We start from the raw sequence: 25448 nt of genomic DNA on the forward strand, positions 1-25448 counted from the left end.
ATTTATCTACCTCCTAAAAATTTTTCTAAGTTAATATCTCTATTTATTTCTTTTATTTCTAAAGTGTTTAGATTTATTTGTATAGTTTCTCTAATTACATCCCTACTTGGGCTTATATCTATATTTAGTTCCTTTATCAAGTTATTTCCATATGGTCTTTTTTCATATATCTTTAAATTTACAGGTTCATTTAGTCCAATCCCATCAAAGTTGTGTATGTATATCTCTAATTTTTTATTCTTATATCCTTTAACACTTAATATTTCAGGATTTTGATTAGTCATATGTTGCCTAAAATCAAAATTCAAGAAAAAATTCCACTCCTCTTTATTTCCAAAATAGATGTATTTATCTCCAATAACTGCATGCAAATCTATATCTGCCATTGTATTAGCTTCCCATTGCATTACTACCGCAATATCCCAGTCATTTAAAATATCATCAATTGTTGGTGTTTCCGGTTCTTCAATTGGTGGTTCTGGTGGTGTTACTATTTCTCCTATTAAATATTCTAAATCTACCATTGTTTGTCTACTATTACCACTGTTATTATGCAAAATAAAAGAAATAGGTGTATTAGCATTAACTTTATAAAATGTATTAAAGTATTTATGCTCTCCTATTTCTTTTATAGTTGCATTATTTATTATTCTATTTTTATTTATTTCTAAGGTATAAGTATCTTCTTTCTTCCATCCAGTTTGATTAAAATGTAATCCTGTCAAATATACATCTTTATCAAATATAAAATCCTCTTTATTTTCTTGTATAATTGGAGGAATATCTAATAGTTTACTATCCACTTTTTGCATACCATTATAATTGTAATAAATAAAATTCTCTATCTTTTTCTTTAACATATTGTACTGTAGACTTGGTAATAGTTCTTTTAAATCCTCTAATAGTCCTTCTATATCATTTGTATTTAACTTTGAATATTTGCTCCTCAATTCATCATCAATCAACTTTAATATTCGTTTTTTTAATTCATCTGCTAATTCCTCAAAATTAATTATATATTTTGATAAACTCATTCTGAACCACCTTCAAGAATACAAAAATCTACCCATACCACTTTAGAAGATCCACTATTATTGTTATAAATAAATTTTATAGTACCATCTACAGGATAAAATACATTAAAATACTTATGCTCACCATATTCTTTAGTTCTTGTTTCTGTGAATAGTTTTTCTTCTTCTACAACTAAATCCCAACTATCTTCAAACCTCCAACTAGATTGAGAATAAGTTATACCCGTTAACTTACTGTTAGCTGGTGCAGTAAATTCTATTGTATGCTGTCCTACTATTGCTGGTACTTCTAACATTTTTCCATGTATCTTTTGTGTTCCTAATATTCCTAAATTACCACTTAATCCATCTAATTTTGCACCTAAATCATTTAAGGCTTGAATTAAGTCATTGTAGTCTACGCCTTGTATTTTATCTTTAATTTCACTTAACAATCTTTCTATATCTTCTGTATTAAATGTTATATTACCTATATCTGCATTTACACCATTCTTTAAATAATCTGATATTAAATCGGATAATTCATCCCAGTTAATCACATAACTTGGTAGCCCCATATCATCATCCCCTTATACATAATCTATTAATTCTACTCTATTATCTGGATTTTTGAATAATTCTATTGCTTTCTCTGATTTATTTGGATATATAGTCTTTATTTTATATACCTTTCCCTCTGTATTTCTTATAAGTTCCTCTGACCATTCTAACTCTGTATTTTCTGCATATATACATTTTATCACTTTTTTATTTGTATCTCTTACTAATCTTACTGGATATTCAGGCAACTCACCTTTATACTCTTCTCCACCTTCAAACTTTATTTTATTTTTTAAATCCCTTCTTCTAAGCTCTTGGTCTAAAATATAAACAACTGGCTTTCTAAAATCATTCTGTTTCATTAGTTATCACCTTCTTTTAAGGTGTAATTACCTTTACCTAATTTAGCTATATTAGTTACTTCTCTCATACCATCAAGTGATATTTGGTCTATGTAATTTCCATCTGGTGTTAATTCTGTTCTTATTCCTGTAACGATATAATGTCCAATCATTTCATTTAATTTTATTCTTACTATTTTACCTAAATCTAAATCAGGATTTCCTTTGGTTGCTACTATATCTACATTAGAGTTTTCTCTCCAACAATCTAAGAAAAATCTACTAGCTACCTTTTGTCTTTTATCTACTGTATCACCTAAAGGACTTTCAATTTCTTTAAAGTTTTTATATCCTAAATAAGCAACCATACTGGGATCTTCAAATACATTATATTTATCATTTGCATGTCTAACTAAAACTCTATTATATAAGGTTTCACTACCTCTTTTTCTATTTGCCTTACCTATTATAATAAAATCCTCGTAATAAAAATCATAGTTTATTTTATTTTGTACATTACTTGCCTTGTAATCTGGGTATAATTTTTCTACTTTGTATGTACCATCTTTTAATACTCTAGCTCTGGCTTCTAATGTCTTTAAAACTTCATCTATAATATCACTCATTTGTACATCATATTGCATTTTTAAATTTTTAATCGCGTAATTGTTGCTTGATATTATATTGAATATAGGAGTTCCTAAACCTGCTTTAATTGCCATATTGCTTATTAATTGTGTAGCATTAATATTATTAAATACATGGTAAGGAACTCCTCCATCAATGGGTCTTAATATTTTGCAACCTACATCATGACAATTTATATTTATAGTTTTTGCTTCATCATCTATTTCAAAGTTCCTTATTATCCCTGTAAATTGTATTTTATCACTTATATAAATTCTAATATGATTTCCATTGGCAATTATTCCATCTGTATATCCAAAATTATATAAGCTAGGTACTTTACTCTTCACATCTTGCACTACTACTGTAGCACTTGCAGTTTGCATATCTATTCTTCTATCTATAACTATATTTAATACAATTCTTTTTAAGGTTGTTTTTTTTTCACCTTTATCAATTATTTCTACCCTATAATTCATTGCTATCACCATTCCAACCTTCAATTCCACAAGGACATATTAATTCACAACTCATGTAGTATATATCACCTTCAATAGGAGTATCTATATCAAAATTTCCTTGGAAATATCCTCTGTATTCTGTGCCAAATTCATCAATAAATATAAATCTTTCATTGTATCTATTTCTAAACTCTTTAAATTTTGATATTTGCTCTGGTGTATGTGTTTCAAATGCTACGGAAAATTTTATTGATGAATCTGATTTAACTGCATCTTGAAATACTGTATAACCTGTTAAACTTTTATTACCCTTTCTTAATGTAACAGGAACAGGAGGCTTATAGTTAGTTATTACTGCTCCTGTATCTGTTTCATTATCGTATTTAAGTTGTAAATTAAAATCCAGCTATAACACCTCCTAATTTCTAATTGCATCTTTCATAAATAAATCTACCATACTATTCTTTATTGCTGTTTCTCCCATTGATTTTACTTCTTGTGTTAGTTGTTCTATTCCTTTATTCTCAATATCTGCTACAGTTATATACATATTTATTGTGGGATTAAAATTTAATTGTTTATTACTATTGCTTATAGAATTAAACCCACTATCAGCACTATACGCTCCACTAAGTGCCATATTATTTAATCCATTAAATTCTGGTCTGATATTGCCTAAAGATTTAATCCTATTTCCTAATCCTCTAAATTTAGTATCTATGTTATCTTCTTGTCCATCTATACCTTGAATTAATCCTTCGCCTATAAAACCACCATATCCATCAAAAACTCTACTTGGCGAATGTATTTGTAGTTCTTCCTCAAATCCTTCTTTTACACCTTTTCCAAGTTCCTTGCCTTTACCTTTAAATAATCCTTTTACTTTATTAATTCCACCTATAAATCCATCTACTATATTTTTTACTTTTTGTTTTCCCCAATTAATGAAATGTCCTATTAATAATTTCCATCCACCTATTACCCATTTAATTGTATCTCCTATACCTTTAAATATTTTCTCTAAAATTTTCCCCATTTTCTTTCCTGCTGCAACTAGCTTATCCCAATGCTTTATAACCTCGTATACTATAAATCCTATTGCTGCTATAGCACCTAAAATAATAAGTGTGTGCGGAGTAATTAATGTCGGTAATAATTTAAAAACACCTGTTGCTGTTTTAAGTTTCCCAAACATCCCAATTACACTACCTATTGTTTTTACAAGTTTCCCAAGTATTAAGAATACGGGACTTAATAATGCTATTGCACCTACTATTATTCCTATTGCAGATTTAACCGGCTGTGGTAATCCATTGAATCCATTAACTAGTTTAGTTACTAATTTAACTACTTTGCTTAATATTGGCACTACTGCTTGGGCTAAAGATATTTGCAATTCTTCAAATGCACTTTTTAATGTCGTTAACTGTCCTTTTAAATTGTTTTGCATAGTATCAGCCATCTTTTTAGCTGAACCTTCTGCCTTATTCAAATTACCATAAAGTTTGTTATAATCTTTATCACTAGCATTGATTACTGCCAACATCCCAGACATAGCTTCTTTACCAAAAATTATACTTGCAGATTGTGCTTTTTGTGCATCTGTTAGTTTACTAAATTTTTGTCTTAGTTCGTCAAATAATACTTTTCCAGATTTAACTTTTCCATTACTATCTGTTAAACTAATTCCTAACCTTTCCATCTCTTTTCTCATATTCTTAGAAGGATTAGCTAAGTTAGTTAAAGAATATCTTAAAGATGTACCTGCTGAACTTCCTTTTATACCTGCATTAGCCATTAATCCTAATGCAAAGGATGTATCTTTAGCAGATATACCTAATGCTCCTGCTACTGGTGCTACATATTTAAATGATTCTCCAAGCATAGACACATTAGTATTACTGTTACTTGAAGTACTTGCTAATAAATCAGCAAGGTAAGCACTATCTTTAGCTTGTAGTCCAAAAGCAGTCAAAGCATCAGTTACTATATCAGATGTAGTTCCAAGCTCTTCTCCTGAAGCTGCCGCAAGATTAAGAATACCAGGTAAACCATCCATCATTTCTTGCGTTTTCCATCCTGCCATAGCCATATATTCAAGAGCTTGTCCAGATTCCATTGCACTAAATTTAGATTTTGCACCCCATTCTCTACTTAATGCAGTTAATTTTCCCATCTCTTTAGCATTTGCACCTGAAATTGCTTGAACTTTACTCATCTGCTCTTCAAAACCCATTGCCGTCTTAGTTGCCATTCCTAAAAATCCACCTGCTGCAATAGAAGGTTTGGCTAAACTTTTACCAGTATTAGTTAAAGCATTTCCTAAAGATTTAACTCTATCCTCTGCTCCACCTGTACCAGCAACAAAGTTTTTAAGATTTGCCCCTGCACTTTTTAAACTGTTTTTAAATCCACTTCTATCAAGTGTAAGGTAAGCAACAGCTGTACCTACGTTTATTGCCATGTGTTCTCACCTCCCATTTTAGGGAATAAAAAAGACATATTTCTATGCCTTTAAGTTTTATCTTCCATATAAACTTTTGTATTTCTCACTTATTTCTAAATTGTTATAATATAACTCTTCATATCTCCCTATTAACTTTTTTGTATTTTTCTTTTCATTTATTGATTTTTGTATCTGCACTTTTATGTTGTCCATTTTCTTTAGATTTTCTTTAATCTCTTGATCTTTATACATAACTATAAATTTATGCTTACATTTTGGACACTTAAAATAAGTTCTTTCTATATTTTCTTTTACTATCTCACTCTTTAATCTATTTTGTTTTAATTTAAAATCTTTTCCGCATTTATCACAAGTTACTACTGGATTTTTAAAAGTTGCCATAATTAATTCCCCCTATTTATTATTGGAATTCAACCAATCTATTACATCACTATTGTTTTGTTTGTTTACGTTCTTATTATCTTCGAATTTAGGTTCTGTGCCATTTTCTTTACTCATTTCAGCTAGTATATATGTACAAGCTTCATCAAAACAAAACGCTTCATAATCATTTGTTAATGCTATTATCTGGCTTGGTCTTATTTGATACCGTTTGCTCATTGTTATCACCGACAGTATTCTCTGGCTTTTCAGGAAATTTTTCTATCTCATTTAACCCCTCTTGTGTATAATTAAATAAAGCTACTATCTGTTCATCTGTTAATTCAAGCTCTACTTCTTTCAAATCCCTAGCTGAAGGTTCTATAAGTGCATTTTCTGCCATAATAAACATAACATCTGTCAACGCTTTCATATCTACATTACCCTTATTGGAGCTTTTGCCATAGAATAATTCCTCTGCTGCACTAAGTAATTTATTAGGTATTACACCCTTTCGAACTAAATTTAAAAGGGATGCCCTCTTAACCTTAGCTACAAAAGGTATCTCTGCTTTAAACCTTGGTAATTCAATTAAATCATATTCAGCCATCTTTTTTAAATCTTCTATACTTGTTACTTGTATACTCATCATTCATTCCCCTTACTATTTTATTTTTATTGTCTTAAACTCTGTAGATAATGCTGCAGTCTTACCACTACCATTAAGCTTGTCAACTGGCTTAGCTTGTGCTATATACACTACGTCCACAGCTAAACTTGTAGGTACAAATGTTACTATTTTCTTAGTTCCATCTATAGTTACATTACCTTGAACCAAGCTATTATCTGATTTTCTCCTTGTGCTAAAATTAGTCTTAGTTACATAATCTTGGTTTATTTGTTCTTTAAATGTCCATACTATCCTATTAGTTATTTCTACTCCAACATCTGTATTTGTATCTTTTACAGTTCCACCTTCAACTCCTATATCTTCAACTGGTGGATCTGGTTTTTCTGGTTTGCTAGGTAAAGTATCCAAGAATTCTATTTCAACTGGTTTCTCTCCTCTAAATGGAATTGATTCTGCTTCATATTCTGGAACTAAGAATTCACCATCTTTAACTTTATATTTAGCAGGTTTACCTTTACAATGCTTGTAAGTAAATTTAGCATAACCTGTAGTTCTACTATAATCTTTTTCTTCTGTAAATATTTCCATTGTAAATGGATGTCTTTCTGCTACCTTTCCTGCTTCTGCACCACAATATTTATTACCTTCTATACTACCACCATCAATAAGGGACATAGTTTTCATATTAAATAAGTTGTCTTTAAGTTTTAATTTATAACCAATTACAATATCTTCTGTTTCATTAATCCCATAAATAGTATTTTTAACTCTTAATATATCTCTTTTACCGTCAGATTTAATAGGTTCTATATCTATTTCATCAGAAGTTTCAATTGTATGTTTTATATTTGTAACCTCATCAATAAAATTTACCTTAATTACATTAACTAATGTTTTACCATCCATATTATTACCTCCTTAAACTCTTGAATTGTTGGTACTCTATGCTAGCAGTATAAGCTTCTATTTTTTCATCAATAATTGCTGGTGTTTCATTACCTGTAGGTCTTAATTCTGTTATATCTTTCATAGCTTGTTTTATATTCTCCACATAAAACTCCATAGTAGAATAATTAGACATAGGATGATAAATAATAATATCAAATAGCTTATAACCATTAACATTGCTATTCAATGCATAGGTTCCATTTTCTTTTATTACTAGATATGGTTCTGTGCATTTATCTCTTTTTTGTCCAGGAGAATACACTTTATATCCTAGTTTTTTTAAGTGTAAATATATTTTCTGCCATAACGTTTGGGGGATTGCACTATTTATTAAATCCTCCTGTAACTTATCTCCTGGAACTTTATAATTAAAACTACTCATTTAATCACTTTCCTAACAAATTATTCATACCACTTAGTATTTCAGCACCTAGTTTATTTACAGTAGGGTTGAGAATGCTATACTGCTTATCCATTGCCAATTCTAAGTATGGAAAATGTTCTGTGTTACCAGCTACATAAACATTACATTTATCTCCTTCCCACTGTTTTCCACCTTCTATAGTTTTTCTACTTAAACCAGTTCTATCAGTCCAGGATGCATTTTTCTTTGCATGTTCTTCTAATTTTTTACCTGCAGTATCAGCGTAAACTCCTATGGCTGCTTTGCTTTTCACTTCAAATTCAGATAATCCATTAATAACACTTTCTATATCAAACTTAAAACTCATAATATCACATCCTATCCAAATACATATCGAAGACTATATTTTCTACATTCCCTGTATCAATTACTTTGTATTTAATGCCATCTGATGTTAAATAATCGTCTTGCTTTATCTTTTTACTTTCTTCATTGTAGGTAACTAATAGTTTCTCACGATAATCAGTATTTATGGCTGCTCCTGTATCTGTACTGATATTTATCTTACTTTTTTCCCTGTAGTAATAACCCTTAATAGTTGTTACATATAAATCCTCCAATTTCTCTCCATAAGCATTTTTACCATTTCTTAATATCTTAATTTCCTTTAATAACCCTTTTTTCTCTAATTGCTTATATATCTGCCTGCTTATTTTTCCTCTATTAATTTTACTCATTGTCCATCAACTCTTTTCATTGATGTTTTATATCCTGTTATAGTCCCTTGCAAACTTTCTTCATATGCTTTTTTATATTCCTCTGCTAATCCTAACCAATATTGCCTATTAGAACTTAACTTTACACCTGCTACCTCTAACCTATCATCTGCGTTAGCTTTTAATAAACAACCTTTATAACTAGCCTTATTAATATTATTATCATTGGATTGCAATAACAAACTCAGGTCATTATCTTCAAAATATGGATATTCTCGCTCCTGAAGATTAAATTTTAATATTTCCAAAGGTATAGTCATGCTTATTCTCCTTCCTTAGTTTCTCCTTTTTCTATTTTCTCTAAAGACTCAACATAACCTCTCTTGGTCATTTCCTCACTATCCTCTGATCTAACCTCAAATTCATCACCTATTTTAAAACAGCTTTCATCATATTTTATATTTACTAAAGCTTTTACTTTCTTCAATTTTTCATCTGCTTTCTTAGCCATATTACCCACCCTTTCTATTTTTAATTTAAAAAGAGAAGGTATTTCACCTTCCCTCTTATTCAGCTACTGTAGCAAAAAAACATTCATCTGCCCTTTCAAATGAAGGTAGAACTAACTGTGATACCTTAGTTTCTACTGTAACAGGATCCTCTTTTGCCATAGTAGTTATTGCTACACCAGTATTAACTATTTGAGTATCTAATTTAGATGAACCAAACATTTTGTCAGCCTCTTCTGGTGTAGTACCATACATTGTTTTGCCTAGTGCACCTTGAGGAATTAAAGTAACTTTATTATCCTCGTAAAGGTTCATTGTGCTACCATCTTCGGCTGTAAATACACCATTTAATATACCCACTTCTATTTCTAATTTTTCTTTTAAGTAATTCTTTACTAGCTTATCAGTAACTACTACATTGCTTATGCCTTTAATTTCACTTTCTATAGCAGCATTTGCTCTTATATATCCGAAAGTTTTTTGTGTCATTAACATTCTATTAGGTTTTGCATAACCTTCTGCCACTAAAGTATTTTGCCATCTTTCAATGTCTCCTACTATATTAGCTGTTTTATCACTCCATTTAGCAGTGCCAGCAAGCACTTCTTTATGGTCAGATGGAATTCCATAATCTACAACTACATCACCATCATCAGTAATTATCTTTATTTCTCCACTTTGAAGTAGTTGAGCTCTCATTCTAGTTGCTTGCACTTCTGCACCATCAACTAAAGCTTTATAATTACCGAATATTTGATTTAATATTTGATTGACTAGTTCTTGGTTATTAGCTTTCATTGCTAAAAGCATTTGTTGTCTATCCTTTTCTTTTATTAAAACTGATTCTTTGAAGAAAGGCATTTCTTTCTTTTCAATGTTTATGTCAGCTTTTAAAGTTCTTGGTTTAACTGCTACATCAAATGTGCTCATTCTTAAAGCTACTGGTCTTTGTTTTGCACCCTTAGCAACCTCTAGTTCCATTCCTAGTTGTTTATCATTTGGAAATAAAGCCTTATCTAGTGTAACTTGTAGTGGTAAATTTTTAATATATAATGCTATTTCATTTGCGTTTATAAAATCTTGTAAATTCATATTGTTATTCCTCCCCTAATTATAAAAATTGAATCATTTTTAATGCTGCTTTTACTTCTGTAGCTGGTTTTTGTGGTAATACATTTTCTTTTATAAAACCAAAAATGGTCACTGAAACTACTTCTGTACCACTGGAATTATTAAAATCTACATCCTCATAAACAATTCCAAAAGCAGTACCATCAGTTACTTTTTTACCTGTTTTGTCTACTATTGTTCCAGCTTCAAGTATTCCTTCTTTTAATGTTGCTACTGTCTTACTTACCTTAATGTTAGTGTTTTGAAATAATGCTCCAGCTAATGCTAAAATGTTCTTTTGAGTTCCTAATATTTTAGTTGTACTTTGTCTCATTTTTCATTCCTCCCTTATTTAAAGAAACTGTCTATAGTCTCATTTATTTTAAATTGGTCAGCTTGTTGTTTCCCTAAAACTTCACCTATACTTTTAGAATCTTTGTTATCGTCAATTATTGAGGATTGACCACCTCCTATATTGCCAGTACCTCCTGGAGTTTCCTCAGCGAATAAATAAGGATCAGATTCTTTTAAATTCTTAATCTGATCCTCTAGTCCTAAGAAGTTATCTCCATCAAGACTTATTTTTTCTATATCTAAAGCTTTCTTAAGTATTCCTAAATTCTTAGGCTTAAACTCTCCTAGCTTTTTCTCTAGCTTAGTTTCAAATGTTATTTGATTGAGCTTGGATTCATAATCCTCACTTGCTTTTTTATTAGCAGCTTTTAAATTTTCTATCTCTGCATTTAGCTCCTCATTATCTTTAATCTTGCCTTGCAAATCTACTAAATCCTTGTCCCTCTTTGCTATGTCTTTCTTATACTGTTTAATTGTTTCATTTGCAGTATCTAGCTCTTTTTTCTCTATATAGTTAGAGCTGTCCACTAAGTCTATGTCCTTATACTTCTTTTGAATATCCTCTGGTATCTGTTTAAAATGTTCTCCTAATATTTCACTTAATTTTGGCATTACTCTACAACCTCCCAATCTTCTTCTAACATATTAGACATTGTAAAATCAACATCTTTTGTATCTCTTATATCTAATACTTTCCCATCTTTACAATACATCATTATAGTATTGTTCTCCCAATTCCAATATCCACCCCAATGCTTTCTCTTAACATGCTTACCTTGTTTTAATAACTCATAAGCTTTTCTAAATTCCATTTACATCATTCCTCCTTAATTTTTTACATAATAAAAGCACCTACTGTTTTACCTAGTAAGTGCTTAATATCTCTCGGGCTCACCTGTTATTATATTTCTCCCATCTATAAACAATTCTACATCTGATAATTTAGCAGATTCTAAATCTCTTTTAAACTCTTCAAATATTTTCTTTTGTTCTTCTGTTGCTCCATCTTTTAAAATCCAATTGTCATTTTCATCATAATCAGTTATTCCCATGAGTTCTTTGGGTAAGGCTATCATTTCCATACCTCCTTTATCTTTTCTTTTAATAATTTAACTACTTCTTTGGCAAGAGTCCTAGGATTATCTTCTGAAACGGCTTCAGCTAAAAACTCAAGTGTACTGCGATTAGAATAATTACTTAAATTCTCTTTAATATTTTTCTTAGTATTTACTATGTTAAGATTGTTTAATGCCTTCATTTTTATTTCTTTAGATAATTCTCCGTTTTTTATTCTACTAAAAGCTAAACCTAAGTTGTTTAAGTCACTTAATTCATTATTCTTATTTATTACACCATATTTTTTTAAAGTTGTAGCATATTCTATCATATGTCCCATTTCATGTTTTATTATTCCCTTTACTCCATCTTTAGGTGTCCACCACTTATAATCAACGCAGTCTTTAATCATATCATCAATGGACTTTAAATCTGCTAAATCTTTCTTTGATAGAATAAGTTTTGTATTTAATTTCCCATCTTTAAAACTTATACTCGCACTTGCTGGTGCTGAAGCTCTCCCATCTGTTTTTATTTCTTGAATAAATCCATTTAATAAAGGATATTCCTGATAAATTTCACTCATTGATTTATTTACATAGTTAGCTACACCTATATCAATATCTTTATAACTAATTTTATTAAGATTAAGATTGTTTATAGCCCATTTTTCAGCTTCCTTTATAGTTTTTATATCTGGATACTTAAAATCTTTAATAGGCTTTTCTTTTATTATATCATTATTGTTATCTTTTTTACTAATATTTCTAAATAAATTACTTTCTCCAACAAATTCTCTTCCATATTCCTTATACCAATCATCTAATTTATTATTACTTCCCCCATATAACCAACCATGTAGTTCCATGCCCACTTCATCTAAAGATTTAGTTATAACAGGTGTAAAATAACATACTCCATTTGGATGTTCTAAAGGTAATTCATCTGTTTTATATGTTTTTCCTTCTCTTTCTCTGCATATGGAACATGGCCCTCTATGAGAATTACTTGTATGCCACTCTATTCCTTCTACAAATGGATTAGCTTTACAACTTCTCTGCATAGATAATTGATAAGCATGACTTATAGAAGTTACTGCTAACCTAAAACTGTTATATTCTATCTTTTTATTTCCTACTCCTGGATATATCCTTTTGAAATCCCAATCTTTTTTAACTTCTGGATTAACATAATCTGATAAATCTTTTGCTAACTCATAAGTACTCTTCTTTTCTAATAATCCTTTTTGTATTATATAATCAAAGTTTGCATTAGCTTCTTTCTCATGGAACCATAGCCTTTCTGAAAGCCCTTTACCATCTTTATAAAAATCTCCACTTATAAGTTCTTCTAATGCCTGCTGCGGTATCCTAGAAAACATATTAGAAAATGTTTCTTTTGAATTTAATTTATATTTTACATCCATTAAATTAAAAAAGTCAGTTTGAATATTTGTTGCATACTTTGCACTTTCCAATATAGAATACTCTATATCTTTTTTAAGAATCTTATTTAATTCCTTTATATCTTTCTTGAATTGTTTTTGATAATCTAATAACCATATTTCGCTTAAACTATCCTTATTCGCTTTCTTTGACCTTTTTCCTAGGTCTTTTGCTACATCTCTGTATAAATCCCTTATATTTTTTATTTGCTTCTTAGTAAGCATTATTCGTTGTTCTTGTGCTTTAGCTACTAATTTTAAATATTCGTTCACACCACCACCTCATTTTAAGCATAAAAATAGCACCTATTATTTTTTAGGTGCTCGGTATCCAGCTTTCTCTGCTTCTTCTATAGTTTTAAACCATCTTTCAGTATCTTCTATCTTTGTACTATTATAATATCTAGATCCTGGTGTATGATATATTTTTTCTCCTGTCTTTTTACTTGTATTTCCTTTTATAAGACCTTTTCCTTTTTCATTTTCATCTACATACAATTGTTCTTTAGGAGTTTCTGCTCTAAAGTTATTTCCATCATCTTTACTGCTAACTTTTCTATTAATAGATGTTTTACTCACTGGCTCCATGTATATATAATTATAACTACTAAGTTCTAATCTTAAAGTTAGGAAGAATAAAACTCCATAAATTACAGTTCCTATTGAATATACACCAATTGCATCTTTTTTATTTTTAAGTATTTTACTTCCTGTTAAAGCTGCTATAATTAATGCGGAAAAAAATATTATAAATAGTATATAAAATATAATTACCAACTCCATAACTCTTCCCCCTTATCTTCATGTAAATTATACCATATATAAGGGGAAGATTAGTACTATATTTCCCTTAAAAATTGTTCTTGCTCTGCTGCTGTAATAGAAGTTATATCCTCGCATATTTCTTTTAAAATATCATCTACATTTTCATCATCTGTAAAGTCCTTTATGTAACTTCTATGACTTCTTACATTAGTTCTTACTTCTTCCATTGCAAGTCTTTTCTTATCTTCTTCATCTTCTGGAATAGGATAATTTTTATTTAAAACTATATTATAAAGTAAGTCATTCCATTCGTCTTTCCACTCTTCATAGCATTTAAATTTGCCACAAGCTTCAACTATTAATCTAATCATTTGCCTTATAATTGGTTCCCAATCATGCCATTTTTCCTCACAACGTGCTACAAGCTCTGTGTACATATATTTAATACTCTTAGCACTTGGAACTTGTTGAAGACTTTCTAGCTTAGGTATTCCTAATTTTTCATACATACTATCTTCTAATGTTTTTAAATATTTAAGTACTGGATCTGCATTAGTAAAATTACTCTCTACACGCTGTACTTTAGCTTGTTTATTACCTTCTGTATCATCAATACTTTTTAAAGCCATAAGTGAATTAGGTGCAATGTTACAAGCATTAACCGTATCTTCTGTTGCATCTATTACAGCTGTTTGTCCAAACATAAGAAATCTTAAACTGTCGTTAAAATCTGATAGTCTCCTATTGTAGCTATCTTGCAATGGTTTTAAATCTTTTATATCACTTTGTCCATAAGGGTTAATAATGCTTTGTTCATTGCAAATTACCCAACATGGTATTTTAGATAGTCCTGTGTCCTGTTCTTTTATTTCTATTGGTGCTTCCAGATTATTACCTTTAAAAGTTTCTATTCTTAAATAACAAGTAGATTCCTTGTCACTTATTTTATTCATATAGTAAGTGTATCTGCACCATATCTGGTCTTTTTCCTCTTTATTTGCGGTTTCAGCGTCTTGTCTTACTAGTATTACTTTATTCAATTTAGTTATATCATTAGGATCTACTTCATAACTAAAGTCATTTATATCATGGTAATAAAGTCTTATAGGTTGACCTGGATTAGCTTCTAATCTTAACATTACCCTTTTAGTTACTGTTGCAAGCCTAAAAGCTTTCATAGTGTTACTCCAAAACTTACTAGCATTAAGTATTGCATCTATATACTGCCTTAATTCTTCACATGTTTCTTTGTTCTGTTTATCTAGTGGCTTGAATAGTATATCTGGTTCCTTACCAAACATAAAACGTGCTTGTTTGTTTATAAGTGGTTTAACCTTATTATCTATTATCTGACTTGGTATATAGTCTAAAACATCTAAAGTAATCCAATTTTGTCCTAATAGATCCTGGTTTAATTTCGCAGCATCTATATTTTCACATTCACCTAAATAAAATATAAAATCTTTTAGTGCTTTTTTTCTTTCCTTTTTTTCTCTTTCATTTAGATTAAGCAATGTTTCTTTTATATTCATTAGAATACTGTACCTCCTTTCTTTCCATACTTTTTAAGAACATTTTGTTTAAGTCCTCTACCTTTGTTATAAACTGATTTGTCATATTTAACATCAATATTATGTTTTAATATTGTATATATAAAATACCTCATAGCATCCATACAATGATCTTTATCTTTTAAAGGTTCCTCGATTCCTATAGAAATCTTTTTAGTATCCCATACATATGATACAAATTCTTTAATTGTTTCTTTGCAACAATCATTTACTCTAAACATATCTAATGACAATGCACTTGCAACTGTTCTTATTCCATCCAAAACATCATTTTTTGCTTTTCTTATTTGTTCAAATCCATCACTTCTCAATTGAGCTATAAAACTTGCTGCTGAAGGATCTATAATTATTTTTACAGGCACTATATCTCCTAAAAAACCTTTTAAGTCCTTTGAATATTGAATATCTGTCTTTTGTAAACTCTTATCTCTACCACTATAATAGTATTCTTTTACAATATACCACTTGCCTTCGCATAGTCCCCATAGAAGAAATACAGTAGCATTTTGAGTACCATAGTCTATAGATACATAATATTTTTCATACTTTCTATGAACTGTCTTAACTTTATGGAAATCTTCGTTGAACATGTCATAGATAACACCCTCTGCTAAACACCATAAACCTAAAATATAACGCTTATAGAATATACCTGAGTACATTCTTTTATATCTTTCTTTTACCTTTTCACTTAAAGATAAGTTGTCATTCATAGTAAAATGAAGGTGTATTCCATTTTTATATTCTAAATTATCAAGATACTCTACTTTAAACCAATGATATGGTCCTTCTGGGTTACAGTTAAACCACATCTTAGCCCCATCTACTGAACATCTAGCGGTTGCTTGATTGACAAAACTTTGGGGCATTAATGCAACTTCATCAAATAGTACTCCAGCTAAAGTAATACCTTGAATTAAGTCTTGAGATGCTTCATCTTTACCACCAAATAAATAAAAGTCATTACTAACTTTACCCTTAGAAATAGTTATATAATTATCTGTTCTATGTTCTTTATACTTGCACCCTCTACTTTTTAACATTTTAAGCAGTGGTTTTATAACATTTCTTCTTAATGAGCCTATTGTTTTACCACATAAAGCAAAGTTTTCACCATCAAAAGTTTCATTGGCCCACATTACAAAAGATAATGACATTGCTACAGTTTTACCTGCCCTTACTGAACCATCTGCAATAAGTATATCTTTATTAGCTACTGGTGAGTCTTTCATCCACCATGTTAAAACTTTTAATTGTTTATTAGAGAAAGGTTTAAACTTAAAAGGTACAACTTTATTTTTCATCTTTCCATACTTCCTCTACTTTACCTTCTAATGCTTCAATAAATCCATCATCTTGAACTTCATCATCATTACCTGTTACTTTAGATTTCTCTAATTCTAGTTTTTCTCTAGCTTGTTTGGATCTTTCTTCTTCTATCTTTCTTTTAAAGTTATCTGGGAATAAATCAAAGTATTGAGATAGTTTATCTAAAGCCTTCATTCTATCCTCAAATTTAATAGATACTCCATCTTTGCCTTGTTTTACTTCACTTATTATTGTTCCATCTACTACATTACTTTCTTTAAAGTCTACATAGTTAATTATTTTAGTGATTTCCTTTTTAGTCTTTTTATCAACTATAGGTCCAAATGGTCCCATAACAGGTACTTCTCGTTGTCCAAATGTTAGGTAATCAGTTATATCTGCAAATGCTATCTTTATATACTTATTTAATACATCCATAGCATCTATAAATATTTCTCCTATCATTTTCCCTTTAAGCTCTTTAATATAGGCTTTTACCTTACTATTTCTTACTAATTCACTTCCTGTTACATGAGCTCTTTCTTGCGAATATCCTGCTTTTATAGCTGCCATCGTCTGATTAAAGCTTTTAACATAGTAAATACAAAAGAGCCTTTGCTTATCAGTAAGTTCAGTATTTTCTAATACCTCTTTTACTTCCTTATCAATAGGCTCCTTATCATTATTCTTAGTCTTATTTTCTGTTGCAACATTCTTTTGTTGCGTTGCACTCTTTGTTGCAACATCTTTATTTATTTCACTATCCCAATTCTCTCTATTTTTTCTACTTCTTAGAGTAGAATATTTAATTCCATGTTCCTCTGCAAATTCTTTTAACTTTACATCGCCATTTAATTCTATGTATTCCTTCTTTATATTTTCCCAATCGGGACTCCTTGTTTTAGCCATATCTACATTGTCACCACCTCTGCTTTTCCATAAATAAAAAAGAGCCTATATATTAAGCTCTTTTAATAACTTCTTTCTTATATGTTCCTCATTTATCTCCTCATCATAATTAAAATAAATGAGTTTTATATTATTTTTATTGCATAATTCCCTTTTCTTTTTATCTAATTCTTGTCTTTTCTCAAAAGCTTCTTCTCCTCCCCAATGTTCAAAGGGTTTGAAGTGTTGTTCTCCTTGATATTCTATCCCTATATCTAAAGTTTCTATATAAATATCTAATTCTAGTCCATCTAAAAATGGTGGCCTAAAATGTCTATACATAGTTAACTCTGGATATAGTTTTCTTATTATCTTATATAAGTTAGTTTCATTCTCCCATTTCTCACCAACTCTTTTAGATTTAAACCAGTCTCTTACTTCATTTTCAATTACTTTATGTACTTCCTTTAACCTTTGTTTCATTACATACTCAATTGCATAATATAATTTTTGATATTGTAACTCTTTATCTTCTATATGAAAATATCTTAATAATATTGCTTCTTCTCTATGCTCTATCTTTTTAAGCATATCCAATATTTCTTTGCCTTCAAATGTATCTAGTAGTTTATATCTTCTTATATCTTCAAGTAAATCTTTATCTGTTGGATCTAATATTAATCTAATTTCAATAGGACCATCTTCTTTTAAATAATATATTCCATCATGTGTACTGGGGTTTATTCCCTTATTAAAGTAATTTATATTTATATACCATCCAAAGGTTCTTTTAAATTTAGTTCCATACATAGGAGTACAATATTCTTTATTAGGTTTTTCTATATTACATCTATGGCATACATCCTTTTTAAATTTAATATAATTTAGCCATTCTAGCCCTACTGGTGGATTTTTCTTTCTTATGACATCATTTATACTTTCTGGCATATCCAGTTGTTTTAACAATATCCACTCTGGAGGATTAAGCAAACTTGAAGGATATTTTAAAAATAGTTTTATACAGTTTTCTACTGCTTTTCTCATACATGAACATAAAACTACTTGTGAATTTTTATCTTTCTGAAATCCTATGAAATTGCCATACATATCTGTATAATGTACTAATGGATATAATAAGTTTTCTTTTAGTATCATTTATATCACCTAATAAAGTCATTCTATATAGCTTACTTAATTCCTTCTACCATAATTACAATTGTTGTTATATAAAAAACATTCAATTTAATAGATATATCCCTTTGCTATTTGTTCATCAGTGAGCCCATTTCTTGCCCACCCTTCAACTAATATAAGTTTATCTTTTACATTAGTTTCATATTTAGATTTAGCCATAGACTCACCTCCTCATTGTTAATTGCTATTGTTTGTTTTGGGAATAGAAAAAGATACCCATTATTGAGTGCCTAATATCTTCTTTCCTAAGTTATTCACTTATATTTTCCCATTATATATTTATTATTTTATGAAGTTATAAAAAATTTACATATTGCAAATCATTAAATAACTACGAATTATCGTTTCCTTTTTTATGACTTTTATATAGTTTTTCTAATACATAAAAACTAGGAATAAAGAACCCACTAAATGCACATATGTAAACTATATAATAAGCCTCACTTAATCCTGGAATAATAGGTGGTAATATAAAACCTCCAATTAAAAGACCAATAAAAGCACTAATAATGGATAGTATAAATAACCGCATATAGATTATCCTTTCTTTGATTAATTTTAGAATTTAAGTGTAGCTGATTGTGTTCCAGATATTACTGTAGTGGTATTAAATGAAAATCCTAAAGGATTTGAACTAATACTTATTGATGGAGTGAAATTAAGTGTACTATGTCCATATTTAACTACTGCTGCTATTTTATTTATTGGAGTTCTATCAGTACCCACTGTCCAATAACCATTACCTGATTTAGCAAAAGGATTAATACCTTCTATATCTACATATGATTTAAATAACCACATTCTACATTCCTCCTTCCATGTAATTTCTTCTACATAAAAAGAGGTAATCCTCCATCATTTACTTGTCTATTTCCGATTGTTTGCGACACACATACAATATATAGTATTTATAATCCACACTATTAACAATATGTTGTGGATTATCATTAGTTAGCTGTCTACTAATTACTAGTTAATTTATTTGCAATGTATCTCCAATCTCGACAAGCTTGTCGTTACTAACGAATCTATTTATCTCTGCCTTATAGCTCCTCTATGCCTTTTGTAACTATCATGCTTCATAAGCTCCATTACATCACTAAAAGAGATGTGCTCTCCCTCCCTCCTAGACTTCTTCTTTCTATTCTGTTGCTTTAATCTCTTATGTATATCTGGTTGCTGTGCTTTTATTATCTTTTCTATCTTCACACCTCTCACTCCCTTTTAATCATAATAGAAAAAGACACCTACTTTTATTTAAGTAAGTGCCTTTTGTGTTAATAAATGTGGCAAGTACGCACTACTTGCCTGTTACAGTAATCCCTGCTGTAACGATTCAGTTGTTTTGTTTAATTAATTATATTTGTTTATGTTAATAGAATATCATATCTTTTCTACCTAAATCTGTAATGTTTCAGTAATAAGTACGGTATTTTTAAGGTTTTTTAATAGTTCCATAAGATATTTGCTAGTTTAGGTATTATTTGTTCCTTACATATAAGTGAACAATAGTCCTTGTCCATTTTAACTTCCATCCCAATAGCTACCCAACTTTTTTTAGGTTTTATAAAATATCTAAGCTTAATTATTTCACTTTCTCTATCGTCTAATATTCTTATTGCATTCTCTATCTTTTCTTTTAATATTTTTTTCTTCTCTATCTCTAATTCAAGTTTTTCTATATATTTTTCTTTATAAATTATTTCATCTTCTATAGGTCTATTTATCCTGTAAGTTTCTCCTGTCCTCTCTTCGTAACCTATACCTCTACCTCCTTTATAATCTATCTCTAATTCTTTTATTGCTAACTCTACAGCTTTTATTTCTACTTCTAAATCTTTATAATTATATAATACTCCTTCTGTTTTCTTAAAAGTTTTTTCATCCATCGCTAAAGTTTCTTTATCTATCATTCAAGTCCTCCTTACATCATTGCCTTAATGTAATTCTTTCTCCATTTGTTGTACACTTTCTCTGCCTTCTTTTCATCTATGTTTAACTTTTTCATAATTTGTTTCTTACCTTGTTGCGGTGTCATTCCAGGAAGTTGTTCTTCTAGCCATTTCTTAGCTTTATCTTTGTTCATATGGCTTTTCATTCTTTCATAACTAATTCTATTTTTAACAGCCGATTCAGTTCTTCCTATTTTTTTAGCCATTTCTCTATATGTCATTTTCCCTTGATTTTCTAAAATATACTTATCCTCTTCTTGTGTCCATAGTTTAACTTTTTCCATAGTTACTCACTCCTATTTACACTATCTAAAATAACCCTTAGAATATCTTTTCTCCAATTTTTTTGTATCTCCTCCTAAACAGGTATTTATCTGTTCCATAAAAAGCTTTAACAGTAAACTCTATTCCAGATTGAGTACTTTGTTTTAATGCATGTTCCTGGTTATATTTACAATCTATACGTCTACAACTCCCCCTTGTACAATATATTTCTTCTAGTCTTTCACAACCTTTAAACATTACTGCCATTCCTCCATTCTTATGTAATCTGGTCTATCTAGTTCTTTCTGTTTTATAGCTTGTACTTTTTTAATGCTATATTTTACACTTACTGATGCTATAGCTATACATATAAGCATAGATATTAATATTATTTCCATTACTATCCCTCCATGTTTCCTGATATAATATTTGCAACTCTTTCAGCGTATCTAAATTGTTGTTTTATATAAGAATCATCTTTCTTACCCCCAGAAGCTAACCAATCAGATATTCTTTTGTCTATGTCTTGAATTACTTCTGCTGGGATATACTTTGAGTTATTAAGGATATCCTTCACACTATTTATTTTTATTCTCATATTCCTCTCTCCTTTCCATGTATAAAACCCCACCTAAGTCCTGTATCATATATCTATTTAAAAATCGCTTTGTAAGCCTTATTTTGTGTTTAAAATTCTTATAAGGAATAGCCAATATATTAATTTGACCTTCTTTTGGCATATGATTTTCCTCCTATCTCTCTATAATTTCAGCATCATTTTTGCTTACTGCTTGTACTTTATATACTTTTCCAACTTTGCCAAAATACCTGGTATTATTTTTTACATTCATTATTATTATTTTCATGTAACTATCTTTTCAATTGATTGTCATATAAGAATATATTTATATAACTATGTCCTCATATGACTTTATTAACATGAATTACGTACTATTTTGTAAACCAATTTCTACCTTTATTTTCAATATGCAATAGAACTCCACTATAACCTTTTTGATTTGTAGTGCACTCAATATATTTACCATTATAGGCATAACCTTGCACAACACCTTTATACTTCTTACCACAACTTATATACTCTATTTTCTCTCCAATAGGTATATCTCTAAATAATTATAAAATTATATTTAATATAAGTATGAATATAATAATTCATTTTTAATAATACTAGTTTTATAAATCGTTTAAGGAGGCATGTTAATTATGTCATGTAAACTAACTGATGTTCTTAATAAGCAAATCGCTAATTGGAGTGTATTGTACATTAAACTTCATAACTTCCACTGGTTCGTTAAAGGTCAACAATTTTTCACTTTACATCTAAAATTTGAAGAACTTTATAACGAAGCTGCACTTCATATTGATGAACTGGCTGAAAGACAGCTTTCAATTGGAGGTAATCCAGTGGCAACTATGAAAGAATGCTTAGAAATTTCATCTATAAAAGAAGCTACTGGAAATGAAGTTGCAGAAGATATGGTTGCAACAATCATTAGTGATTATAACACTATAGTTAGTGAGCTTAAAACCGGAATGGAAATAGCCCAAAAAGAAAATGATGAAACTACTAGCGATATGCTTCTTGCTATTCACACTGCACTTGAAAAACATGTTTGGATGCTAAAATCATTCCTTGGTAAATAACAATAGTTTACTAACAGGGGTATCTAATAATATAGATATCCCCCTATATTAAATAGCTAATTTCAACTTATTACTTTACAATATTCCCAGCCTATCCAATCTTTTGTAATCTTAGCAACTGTATATATTTCCTGTGCTATTGCTACTGTATCTACTGCCATTGCATCACCTCTGTTATTTTGCTCTTAAATCAAATTTCATTTGCTTGTCTGCTTTCTTAAGCATTTTAAAATCTTCCACATCAAATCCATTCATAAGATTAGGTATTGGGCTTATAGTAGTTTCCCAACCTAATCCTAAGTTACCTATTACCTCTTTCCAACCTTTAACGTCTGGTTCCCTAAGCTTGTCCTTATCTATTTGTTTTAAGCAGCTATAGATATGAGCTACTATCTGTTCATGAGAACATCTTTCCATCCAGAATTCTCTGCTCTCTATAATAAATTTATATCCTGTAAATTCAGTTAATTGTGATGGGGCTTTCTTTATTTTCATCACCCAATCAGTATTTCTATTTATTTCATCAGATACATAGTCTATATCCTCAATAAACAGTATTTTATCTACATTTACACAACTTAACTCTGGAACTTGATTTATAAGATTCTTTTTAATTTTTCTAGCTATAGGCTGATAAATATCATTTTTTATCCAGTGCTTAGGTCCATATTTGCCATTATTAAGATTAATTATCCTTTGTATCTTCCCATCACTTTCTGATGTTACATATTGAATGTTATAATGGCTACACTCTATTTCATGTATCAATTCTCCTGTGTCTGCTATAACCCTTATTTTACTCATTTATTTTTAGCTCCTTTCTTTTCTTCTCTTCTAACCTTTTGAAGTTCATCATATTCAATCCAGCCTGTTTCACTGTATTTAAGACTTCTAACTATCCACGTAAGTTTTAAATTCCTATATTTTTCATCAAACAGTTTTCTTTTTAATTTAGCAGTTTCTGTTGCCATACCTTTTACGTCTATTACTTCCTCTGTGCCATCTAGATGATATATTAAGAAATCTGCTACATATTCAGCCTTTCTATATTTTTTACCCATTTTTTCAAAGGCTGGCCTTAATTCATATCTTGGTTGTAATTCAAAATTTAATATCTTCTCTTGAAATTTAAGCTTCTTAAGGTACTCATAATATTTACCTTCATCTTTACTATCAAAAGCATTTCCATCTATAGTTATCTTTTTAGCTCCATATTTACTTCTAGCCATTGTTATCCTCCTGTGTTTGTTATTAAATGATTGTCATATGAGAACATAGTTTTACAATTATACTCCTATATGATGTTATTCTTATACTAAAACCACACTCTTAGTATATAGATCCACTTTATTTACACATTCTTTATACACTCCATTATCCAGCACTACAAAGTATTTATTGTCTGCAATAACCTTACCTTTTGTAATTAAAGTATCCCATCCTGTTGTCCATTCCATCCTCTTAGTTTTTACCTTTTGCCCTTTATTAAATCTAAACTTCTTTTCTGCAACATCCATCTTATTTACAATCTTGTCCACTCTCTCTTGCCTATCGATAAAGCATTGCCATTTTTGTTCTATTGCCGCAGGTGTCCTTCTTAGATGTTTAGACATTTCTTTGTAACTTAATTTTCCTTTATTTTTCCTTATAAAGTCCAATTCAGCATTTCTCCATATCTTTCGCATTGTTTTCCCTCCTTATTTCCAACCTAAAAGTTTCTTTTCTAAATCATCAAATGTCATTCCACCATCACTGCCGTCGTATGTTCTTTGCTGATAGCCGTTAAAACTGTCTACCTTAGCTCCATTGTCTTTTCTTTCTACATTGCCCTTTGCTTTTTTATGTTCAATGTCCCTCTTGAATCTTTCCTCCTCTGCTTTTACTCCTTCAACAGTTTTAATATTGTTTTCTAACCAGTTTTGCAATATGCTTTTAACATACTTTATAGTCCTAACATTATTTTCTACTGCTTTTTTTAAAGCTAATAATATTACTTCCTCACTTAATCCATCTTTTTCATAACTTCTTAATACTTCTAATTCATAGCTGCTAATCATATGGAAGTTACTATTAAAAAATTCTATATAATTTGGAGTGCTGCCACTACTGTTATTATCATTATTTATATTATTATAATTATTATCATTATTGTTTGTTTCTGCTGACGTTCTGCTATCATTCTGGTTGCATTCTGTTTGCGTTCTGTTGTCATTCTGCATATTCTCGCTATCCGTTGGTATATCTGCGTTAAATCCGTTCTGTTTTTGATACCTGTCATAGTTAAGTATTATTATGGTAGTTTTCTTTTTATCTGGTTGAAACTTTATCATTCCATCTGAATCAAGCAATTTTAAGAATGTCCTTGTTTTTTCAGAACCCCATCCCCATCTTTCCATTAATTTTTTTTGTGATGTTATAAAACTGCCTCTTTCAACATTTATTAGTTCATTTCCTAATAAAATTTTTCTACTCTGATGATTGGCAAGAAGGAGAAGATCCAGCCATGCTTTTAACTTTTCTGCATCTTCCCATATCCAATGCTCTTGAATATCCCTGTATAAACTTATCCATCCTTTTTCCTTTCCTTCCGCCATAGTTTCCTCCTTAGTTATTAGAGTTCTGCTGTATGCTTGTAATCTCTAATACATTCTTCACAAAGTATAGTTCCATCAATATCGTAGTATTCTTCTCCTTCACAAATATTGCAGTCGCAATTACAACAGTTATCTATTATTTGCATCTTTTCAAATTCATATCTATAGTCATACATACACTCTGGTATATTATTCATTTGCCCCACCTTCTTCTATTGAATTATCTTCATAACTTTCAAAATCAGCTTCTATATATTCTATATTTTCTTTTACTTCACCAGTTTC

Annotated in this window: 39 protein-coding genes; 1 reads left to right on the top strand and 38 read right to left on the bottom strand. The window is 29.7% G+C overall.

Annotation, left to right across the window (positions count from 1 at the left end):
• Nucleotides 1-2: 2 nt before the first annotated feature.
• The 33 genes from B5D21_RS08315 to B5D21_RS08480 form a co-directional block, all read right to left on the bottom strand.
• A complete protein-coding gene (locus tag B5D21_RS08315) occupies nucleotides 3-1034 on the bottom strand; it encodes a hypothetical protein (protein WP_011099347.1) in 1032 nt (343 codons plus the stop codon).
• Nucleotides 1031-1591 (bottom strand): hypothetical protein, encoded by a 561-nt coding sequence (locus tag B5D21_RS08320; protein ID WP_011099346.1) that lies wholly within the window; start codon nucleotides 1589-1591, stop codon nucleotides 1031-1033. The genes B5D21_RS08315 and B5D21_RS08320 overlap by 4 nt, the downstream gene beginning before the upstream one ends.
• Nucleotides 1592-1603: 12 nt before the next feature.
• Nucleotides 1604-1936, bottom strand: a complete 333-nt coding sequence (locus B5D21_RS08325; protein ID WP_011099345.1) for a hypothetical protein — start codon at nucleotides 1934-1936, stop codon at nucleotides 1604-1606.
• Nucleotides 1936-3033, bottom strand: coding sequence for an XkdQ/YqbQ family protein (locus tag B5D21_RS08330; RefSeq protein ID WP_035124907.1), 1098 nt, complete (start codon nucleotides 3031-3033; stop codon nucleotides 1936-1938). Before B5D21_RS08330 ends, B5D21_RS08325 begins: the two co-directional genes overlap by 1 nt.
• A 388-nt stretch (nucleotides 3034-3421) precedes the next feature.
• The gene (locus B5D21_RS08340) at nucleotides 3422-5467 is read right to left on the bottom strand and encodes a phage tail tape measure protein (protein WP_011099343.1); all 2046 of its coding nucleotides are present in this window, start codon (nucleotides 5465-5467) and stop codon (nucleotides 3422-3424) included.
• Nucleotides 5468-5524: 57 nt separating this feature from the next.
• Entirely contained in the window at nucleotides 5525-5851 is a 327-nt protein-coding gene (locus B5D21_RS08345; protein ID WP_011099342.1) for a hypothetical protein, read from the bottom strand.
• 12 nt (nucleotides 5852-5863) lie between these two features.
• Nucleotides 5864-6070, bottom strand: coding sequence for a hypothetical protein (locus tag B5D21_RS08350; protein WP_078688091.1), 207 nt, complete (start codon nucleotides 6068-6070; stop codon nucleotides 5864-5866).
• The gene (locus B5D21_RS08355) at nucleotides 6018-6479 is read right to left on the bottom strand and encodes a hypothetical protein (RefSeq protein WP_052042375.1); all 462 of its coding nucleotides are present in this window, start codon (nucleotides 6477-6479) and stop codon (nucleotides 6018-6020) included. The genes B5D21_RS08350 and B5D21_RS08355 overlap by 53 nt, the downstream gene beginning before the upstream one ends.
• Nucleotides 6480-6494: 15 nt before the next feature.
• Nucleotides 6495-7367 carry an Ig-like domain-containing domain gene (locus B5D21_RS08360; RefSeq protein ID WP_011099340.1) on the bottom strand — a complete coding sequence of 291 codons (873 nt, stop codon included), beginning with the start codon at nucleotides 7365-7367 and terminating at the stop codon, nucleotides 6495-6497.
• 4 nt (nucleotides 7368-7371) lie between these two features.
• Nucleotides 7372-7791: a hypothetical protein gene (locus B5D21_RS08365; protein WP_011099339.1), complete on the bottom strand. Its 420-nt coding sequence runs from the start codon at nucleotides 7789-7791 to the stop codon at nucleotides 7372-7374.
• A gap of 4 nt (nucleotides 7792-7795) precedes the next feature.
• Nucleotides 7796-8140: a hypothetical protein gene (locus B5D21_RS08370; RefSeq protein ID WP_011099338.1), complete on the bottom strand. Its 345-nt coding sequence runs from the start codon at nucleotides 8138-8140 to the stop codon at nucleotides 7796-7798.
• Between the two features lie 4 nt (nucleotides 8141-8144).
• Nucleotides 8145-8510, bottom strand: a complete 366-nt coding sequence (locus tag B5D21_RS08375; protein WP_011099337.1) for a hypothetical protein — start codon at nucleotides 8508-8510, stop codon at nucleotides 8145-8147.
• The gene (locus B5D21_RS08380; protein ID WP_035124909.1) at nucleotides 8507-8809 is read right to left on the bottom strand and encodes a hypothetical protein; all 303 of its coding nucleotides are present in this window, start codon (nucleotides 8807-8809) and stop codon (nucleotides 8507-8509) included. The genes B5D21_RS08375 and B5D21_RS08380 overlap by 4 nt, the downstream gene beginning before the upstream one ends.
• A gap of 2 nt (nucleotides 8810-8811) precedes the next feature.
• A complete protein-coding gene (locus B5D21_RS08385) occupies nucleotides 8812-9000 on the bottom strand; it encodes a DUF7210 family protein (protein ID WP_035124911.1) in 189 nt (62 codons plus the stop codon).
• A gap of 55 nt (nucleotides 9001-9055) precedes the next feature.
• Complete coding sequence (locus B5D21_RS08390; protein WP_011099336.1) at nucleotides 9056-10090, bottom strand: major capsid protein; 1035 nt, start codon at nucleotides 10088-10090, stop codon at nucleotides 9056-9058.
• 19 nt (nucleotides 10091-10109) lie between these two features.
• Nucleotides 10110-10442 carry a hypothetical protein gene (locus B5D21_RS08395; protein ID WP_011099335.1) on the bottom strand — a complete coding sequence of 111 codons (333 nt, stop codon included), beginning with the start codon at nucleotides 10440-10442 and terminating at the stop codon, nucleotides 10110-10112.
• Between the two features lie 14 nt (nucleotides 10443-10456).
• Nucleotides 10457-11074, bottom strand: coding sequence for a phage scaffolding protein (locus B5D21_RS08400; RefSeq protein ID WP_035124914.1), 618 nt, complete (start codon nucleotides 11072-11074; stop codon nucleotides 10457-10459).
• A complete protein-coding gene (locus B5D21_RS08405) occupies nucleotides 11074-11274 on the bottom strand; it encodes a Thoeris anti-defense Tad2 family protein (protein WP_035124916.1) in 201 nt (66 codons plus the stop codon). The genes B5D21_RS08400 and B5D21_RS08405 overlap by 1 nt, the downstream gene beginning before the upstream one ends.
• Before the next feature lie 63 nt (nucleotides 11275-11337).
• Nucleotides 11338-11538: a hypothetical protein gene (locus B5D21_RS08410; protein WP_035124918.1), complete on the bottom strand. Its 201-nt coding sequence runs from the start codon at nucleotides 11536-11538 to the stop codon at nucleotides 11338-11340.
• Nucleotides 11535-13235 carry a hypothetical protein gene (locus B5D21_RS08415; RefSeq protein WP_011099333.1) on the bottom strand — a complete coding sequence of 567 codons (1701 nt, stop codon included), beginning with the start codon at nucleotides 13233-13235 and terminating at the stop codon, nucleotides 11535-11537. Before B5D21_RS08415 ends, B5D21_RS08410 begins: the two co-directional genes overlap by 4 nt.
• A 36-nt stretch (nucleotides 13236-13271) precedes the next feature.
• Nucleotides 13272-13745: a sunset domain-containing protein gene (locus B5D21_RS08420; protein ID WP_011099332.1), complete on the bottom strand. Its 474-nt coding sequence runs from the start codon at nucleotides 13743-13745 to the stop codon at nucleotides 13272-13274.
• Nucleotides 13746-13801: 56 nt separating this feature from the next.
• Nucleotides 13802-15259, bottom strand: a complete 1458-nt coding sequence (locus B5D21_RS08425) for a phage portal protein (protein ID WP_011099331.1) — start codon at nucleotides 15257-15259, stop codon at nucleotides 13802-13804.
• Nucleotides 15259-16602 carry a PBSX family phage terminase large subunit gene (locus B5D21_RS08430; protein ID WP_011099330.1) on the bottom strand — a complete coding sequence of 448 codons (1344 nt, stop codon included), beginning with the start codon at nucleotides 16600-16602 and terminating at the stop codon, nucleotides 15259-15261. Before B5D21_RS08430 ends, B5D21_RS08425 begins: the two co-directional genes overlap by 1 nt.
• Entirely contained in the window at nucleotides 16592-17515 is a 924-nt protein-coding gene (locus B5D21_RS08435; protein ID WP_011099329.1) for a terminase small subunit, read from the bottom strand. The genes B5D21_RS08430 and B5D21_RS08435 overlap by 11 nt, the downstream gene beginning before the upstream one ends.
• Nucleotides 17516-17560: 45 nt before the next feature.
• Nucleotides 17561-18649: a PDDEXK family nuclease gene (locus tag B5D21_RS08440; RefSeq protein ID WP_011099328.1), complete on the bottom strand. Its 1089-nt coding sequence runs from the start codon at nucleotides 18647-18649 to the stop codon at nucleotides 17561-17563.
• Nucleotides 18650-19246: 597 nt separating this feature from the next.
• Nucleotides 19247-19489, bottom strand: coding sequence for a hypothetical protein (locus B5D21_RS08455; RefSeq protein ID WP_035110030.1), 243 nt, complete (start codon nucleotides 19487-19489; stop codon nucleotides 19247-19249).
• Between the two features lie 231 nt (nucleotides 19490-19720).
• Nucleotides 19721-19897, bottom strand: a complete 177-nt coding sequence (locus B5D21_RS14180; RefSeq protein ID WP_162827854.1) for a hypothetical protein — start codon at nucleotides 19895-19897, stop codon at nucleotides 19721-19723.
• Nucleotides 19898-20133: 236 nt separating this feature from the next.
• On the bottom strand, nucleotides 20134-20601 hold the full coding sequence (locus tag B5D21_RS08460) for a hypothetical protein (protein ID WP_011099327.1): 468 nt from the start codon (nucleotides 20599-20601) through the stop codon (nucleotides 20134-20136).
• Between the two features lie 11 nt (nucleotides 20602-20612).
• Nucleotides 20613-20924 (bottom strand): AsnC family protein, encoded by a 312-nt coding sequence (locus tag B5D21_RS08465; RefSeq protein ID WP_011099326.1) that lies wholly within the window; start codon nucleotides 20922-20924, stop codon nucleotides 20613-20615.
• Between the two features lie 37 nt (nucleotides 20925-20961).
• Nucleotides 20962-21162: a hypothetical protein gene (locus B5D21_RS08470; protein ID WP_035124920.1), complete on the bottom strand. Its 201-nt coding sequence runs from the start codon at nucleotides 21160-21162 to the stop codon at nucleotides 20962-20964.
• The gene (locus B5D21_RS14070) at nucleotides 21162-21302 is read right to left on the bottom strand and encodes a hypothetical protein (protein ID WP_155274221.1); all 141 of its coding nucleotides are present in this window, start codon (nucleotides 21300-21302) and stop codon (nucleotides 21162-21164) included. The genes B5D21_RS08470 and B5D21_RS14070 overlap by 1 nt, the downstream gene beginning before the upstream one ends.
• Before the next feature lie 2 nt (nucleotides 21303-21304).
• A complete protein-coding gene (locus B5D21_RS08475; protein WP_035110039.1) occupies nucleotides 21305-21502 on the bottom strand; it encodes a DUF6877 family protein in 198 nt (65 codons plus the stop codon).
• Nucleotides 21483-21644: a hypothetical protein gene (locus B5D21_RS08480; RefSeq protein ID WP_035110040.1), complete on the bottom strand. Its 162-nt coding sequence runs from the start codon at nucleotides 21642-21644 to the stop codon at nucleotides 21483-21485. Before B5D21_RS08480 ends, B5D21_RS08475 begins: the two co-directional genes overlap by 20 nt.
• 484 nt (nucleotides 21645-22128) lie before the next feature.
• On the opposite strand from B5D21_RS08480, the gene B5D21_RS08485 reads away from it, so the two are divergent.
• Entirely contained in the window at nucleotides 22129-22569 is a 441-nt protein-coding gene (locus tag B5D21_RS08485) for a Dps family protein (protein ID WP_035110041.1), read from the top strand.
• A 174-nt stretch (nucleotides 22570-22743) separates the two neighbouring features.
• On the opposite strand, the gene B5D21_RS08490 is transcribed toward B5D21_RS08485, so the two are convergent.
• The 5 genes from B5D21_RS08490 to B5D21_RS08510 all read right to left on the bottom strand — a co-directional run bounded on the left by B5D21_RS08490 (nucleotide 22744) and on the right by B5D21_RS08510 (nucleotide 25360).
• The gene (locus B5D21_RS08490) at nucleotides 22744-23373 is read right to left on the bottom strand and encodes a putative metallopeptidase (RefSeq protein ID WP_011099324.1); all 630 of its coding nucleotides are present in this window, start codon (nucleotides 23371-23373) and stop codon (nucleotides 22744-22746) included.
• A complete protein-coding gene (locus B5D21_RS08495) occupies nucleotides 23370-23798 on the bottom strand; it encodes a DUF1064 domain-containing protein (protein ID WP_011099323.1) in 429 nt (142 codons plus the stop codon). The genes B5D21_RS08490 and B5D21_RS08495 overlap by 4 nt, the downstream gene beginning before the upstream one ends.
• Nucleotides 23799-23879: 81 nt before the next feature.
• On the bottom strand, nucleotides 23880-24254 hold the full coding sequence (locus tag B5D21_RS08500) for a hypothetical protein (protein WP_011099322.1): 375 nt from the start codon (nucleotides 24252-24254) through the stop codon (nucleotides 23880-23882).
• A 12-nt stretch (nucleotides 24255-24266) separates the two neighbouring features.
• Entirely contained in the window at nucleotides 24267-25163 is an 897-nt protein-coding gene (locus B5D21_RS08505; protein WP_078688092.1) for a DnaD domain-containing protein, read from the bottom strand.
• 17 nt (nucleotides 25164-25180) lie between these two features.
• On the bottom strand, nucleotides 25181-25360 hold the full coding sequence (locus tag B5D21_RS08510) for a hypothetical protein (protein WP_035124629.1): 180 nt from the start codon (nucleotides 25358-25360) through the stop codon (nucleotides 25181-25183).
• Between the last annotated feature and the right edge of the window lie 88 nt (nucleotides 25361-25448).

It is taken from the genome of Clostridium tetani (genome assembly GCF_900167265.1).
Lineage (GTDB): Bacteria > Bacillota > Clostridia > Clostridiales > Clostridiaceae > Clostridium_G > Clostridium_G tetani.